This is a genomic window from Candidatus Nitrosopumilus sp., assembly GCF_029882185.1.
Lineage (GTDB): Archaea > Thermoproteota > Nitrososphaeria > Nitrososphaerales > Nitrosopumilaceae > Nitrosopumilus.
This window is the reverse complement of sequence record NZ_JAOULD010000086.1, coordinates 1-2,995: the sequence shown is the minus strand read 5'-3', so window position 1 is coordinate 2,995 and position 2,995 is coordinate 1. Positions and strand designations below refer to the sequence as shown.

Below are 2,995 nucleotides of genomic sequence, written 5' to 3'. Positions count from 1 at the left end.
CGCCAACCTGGCCTTTAATGTCATCACCAATACAAGGAATATTTTTTTCTGCAAATTTTTTTGCCCATTTTTCATCAGATGCAATAAATGAGGGAATGCAGTTTACAAATGCCGTGTTAGTGTCAAGACAAATCTGTGCCCAAAATTCAGTCACTTTGTCAGAGCCTACAGGCAAATAAGAAACAATTATCTCAACACCAGTATCTTTGATTACTTGTTTAACTTCTTCAGTAATTTGTTCTATAGATTTTGGATTCTCAATAGGTTTGATTCGATTTTCAACCCATAATCCAACGCCATCTAAAATGGGGCTTTCGTATATTTTGGCATCATTTTTTGGCAATTCATCCTTAGGAATCCAATTAACCATGTTAGGAAATGCATAGATTGCTTCATGAAGGGGCTTTCCAACCTTATTCTCACCAACATCAAAACCACAAACAAAGTCAATATCATGAATGCCATAACCAGCTAATTTATCGTGAATAATACCAGTAACCTCCTGCGTAGGGTTTTGTCTATAATACTCAATACCTTGAATTAAACCTGAAAAACAATTACCAATCCCTACCAATCCCACCTTAATTCTATCTGCCATTCGAAAATGAGTGTTATTGGGCGGGTTTAAAGTTTTCTTAGAGAAATAAAAAATCAATAAAACTAAGGCAGAATTTTATACTTGGCATCAAAGATCAAGGACGTGGTAGTGTCAGGACGTCCAGTAAAAGACATAGTGATTGATTCAAACACAACTTTAGAGAAAATTTTTGAAGAATTATCTCAATCCGGAGGATTTGAATCAGTGAATCTCTCTGATGGTTTAAAAATTTTAACAGAAATGATTTCAGATAAACAATGTTTACGATTCGTTTCGTTTGTAGGAGCAGTAGTATCCACAGGCCTCAGAGGGATTATCAAAGACATGATCAAAAACAAATGGTTCGATGTGGCAATCACCACATGCGGTGCACTAGACCATGATATTGCAAGGCATTTTTCACATTATAACGAAGGTTCATTCACAATGGATGACATGGAACTTGCAAATCAAAACATTCACAGATTAGGCAATGTGTTGGTTCCAATGGATAGTTACGGTCCACTCATTGAGGAAAAAATGCAATCATTTCTAGAGGAGGAATATCAAAAAGGGATTAAAGAAATGAATACAGTCGAAATATGTAAAATGATTGGAAAACATTTAGGAGAAGATTCATTTCTTTATTGGGCATACAAAAATGGTATTGACGTAGTTGTTCCAGGAATAATGGACGGGGCTGTAGGAAGTCAGATTTGGTTATTTACACAAAAACACAGCGATTTTAAATTAAATATGGCAGGAGATGCAAACCTACTTTCAGGATTAATTTTCAAGGCTGAAAAATCAGGGGCATTCATGATTGGGGGAGGAATTTCCAAACACCACACATTATGGTGGAATCAATACAGAGAGGGATTGGATTATGCATTCTATATCACTACGGCTCAAGAATTTGATGGCAGTTTGAGTGGAGCACTAGTAAGAGAGGCAATTTCATGGGGCAAAGTAACACAAAAAGCAAAACAATCAACATTGCATGCAGAGGTTACAACAATATTGCCATTTATTTATGCAGCATTAATTTCTAAATTACAAAAATAAAGTGAGATAAAAGATATTAGTTGATCAATGATTGAGCATTCATTGTCTCCAAAAATTAGAATTAGAGAATTTGGAAAATTAGATTTGGAGGGAGGATATCTTGTCGATGGATTTCCTTCAATAGGATTCAGTAGTGCAATTGCAACAGAATCGATGATTCACACATCACAGTTTAGATTAGCAGGAGTTGTTGATTCTGAAAGTTTTCCACCAATTAGTGTGATACAAGATGGAAAACCAAATTTCACAACAAGAATTTTTGTTAACGATGATTTGAAAGTGGGAGTATTTTTGTCGTATCTTACATTAGATCAGTCATTACATAGAATTACTGCAAAAACAATGTTGTCATGGGCAAAAAAACACAAAATCAAATTGATTGTAAGCAGTGTTGCAATAAAATCAACGACCGGTAATGGAGAAATGATATGTATTGGAAGTACTGAATCTGCAAGAAACAAAATAAAAAAATCAGGGTTGAAAGTATTAGAACATGGAACAGTTCCAGGAATTCCAGGAATGCTGCTCAATGAAGGAAGTGTATCAGATCAAGATGTCATTGTGATAATTTTTCACACAGATGGGAAAGGTCCAGATTTTCAATCAAGCGCAGAATTATGTATGACAATGTCAAAACTAATTCCAGGATCATCATGTGACATTTCATCATTGCAAAAAGAAGCAGAAAAGGCAGAAAAAATAATTAAAGAAACACAGGAAGAAACAAACTACCTTAAAGATTTCATGTACAGATAGAACGAAATCTTTTGATAGATTTAGCACCTTAACCACAATCCAAAATATCTATTTGTGATGAACATTGATCATTGTACGAATCAATTTTTTCAAGAATATTTTCACAAAACTCAGGTTCTAAAGATTTTTCATACGAATTAATCTCATCAGATATTACAAAATATTCAATATTGCACGAATCATTTGTAAGCATCAAAACTCCAATCAAAAATATACTACCAAATAAAATTAATGTTAAATATTTTAAATTAGTTTTTTGAAATATCAATTTCCATTGTAGAAACATTACGTTGTTTTCCATCTTGAGAAGTTAAAGAGTCAGAGGAAATTCTAACGTCACTAATTACATAACCCACAGAATTCATTCTTTTCACAATCATTTGAGAGACATCGACAGCTTGAGTAATTCTTTTGCCTCTAGCTTTGATTGTAACTGTAGGTCTTGTAGAAAGCTGAGTTAAAGTTGCAGAAACATAAGTCATAATGGGTTTTGTTCCAACAAAAATCACATTACGTTCTTCTGGAATTTTTTGTGTTTTATAATTTTCAGTTTGATTTGTTGGTGCCTCAAGCTGTGGTTCTGGTGCAGGTGCCTCA

At 34.0% G+C, this 2,995-nt stretch carries 3 protein-coding genes and 2 pseudogenes; 2 read left to right on the top strand and 3 right to left on the bottom strand.

Annotation, left to right across the window (positions count from 1 at the left end; all coding sequences use genetic code 11):
* A pseudogene (locus tag OEW78_RS10295) lies at positions 1–598 on the bottom strand (myo-inositol-1-phosphate synthase); the annotation flags it as partial.
* 102 nt (positions 599–700) lie between these two features.
* On the opposite strand from OEW78_RS10295, the gene OEW78_RS10290 reads away from it, so the two are divergent.
* Complete coding sequence (locus tag OEW78_RS10290; RefSeq protein ID WP_300327202.1) at positions 701–1,642, top strand: deoxyhypusine synthase; 942 nt, start codon at positions 701–703, stop codon at positions 1,640–1,642.
* A gap of 42 nt (positions 1,643–1,684) precedes the next feature.
* Positions 1,685–2,398 (top strand): PAC2 family protein, encoded by a 714-nt coding sequence (locus tag OEW78_RS10285; RefSeq protein ID WP_300327201.1) that lies wholly within the window; start codon positions 1,685–1,687, stop codon positions 2,396–2,398.
* Positions 2,399–2,426: 28 nt separating this feature from the next.
* On the opposite strand, the gene OEW78_RS10280 is transcribed toward OEW78_RS10285, so the two are convergent.
* Both OEW78_RS10280 and OEW78_RS10275 read right to left on the bottom strand, forming a co-directional pair.
* Positions 2,427–2,591, bottom strand: coding sequence for a hypothetical protein (locus OEW78_RS10280; RefSeq protein ID WP_300327200.1), 165 nt, complete (start codon positions 2,589–2,591; stop codon positions 2,427–2,429).
* Between the two features lie 55 nt (positions 2,592–2,646).
* Positions 2,647–2,995 (bottom strand): annotated as a pseudogene (locus OEW78_RS10275) (DNA-binding protein); the annotation flags it as partial.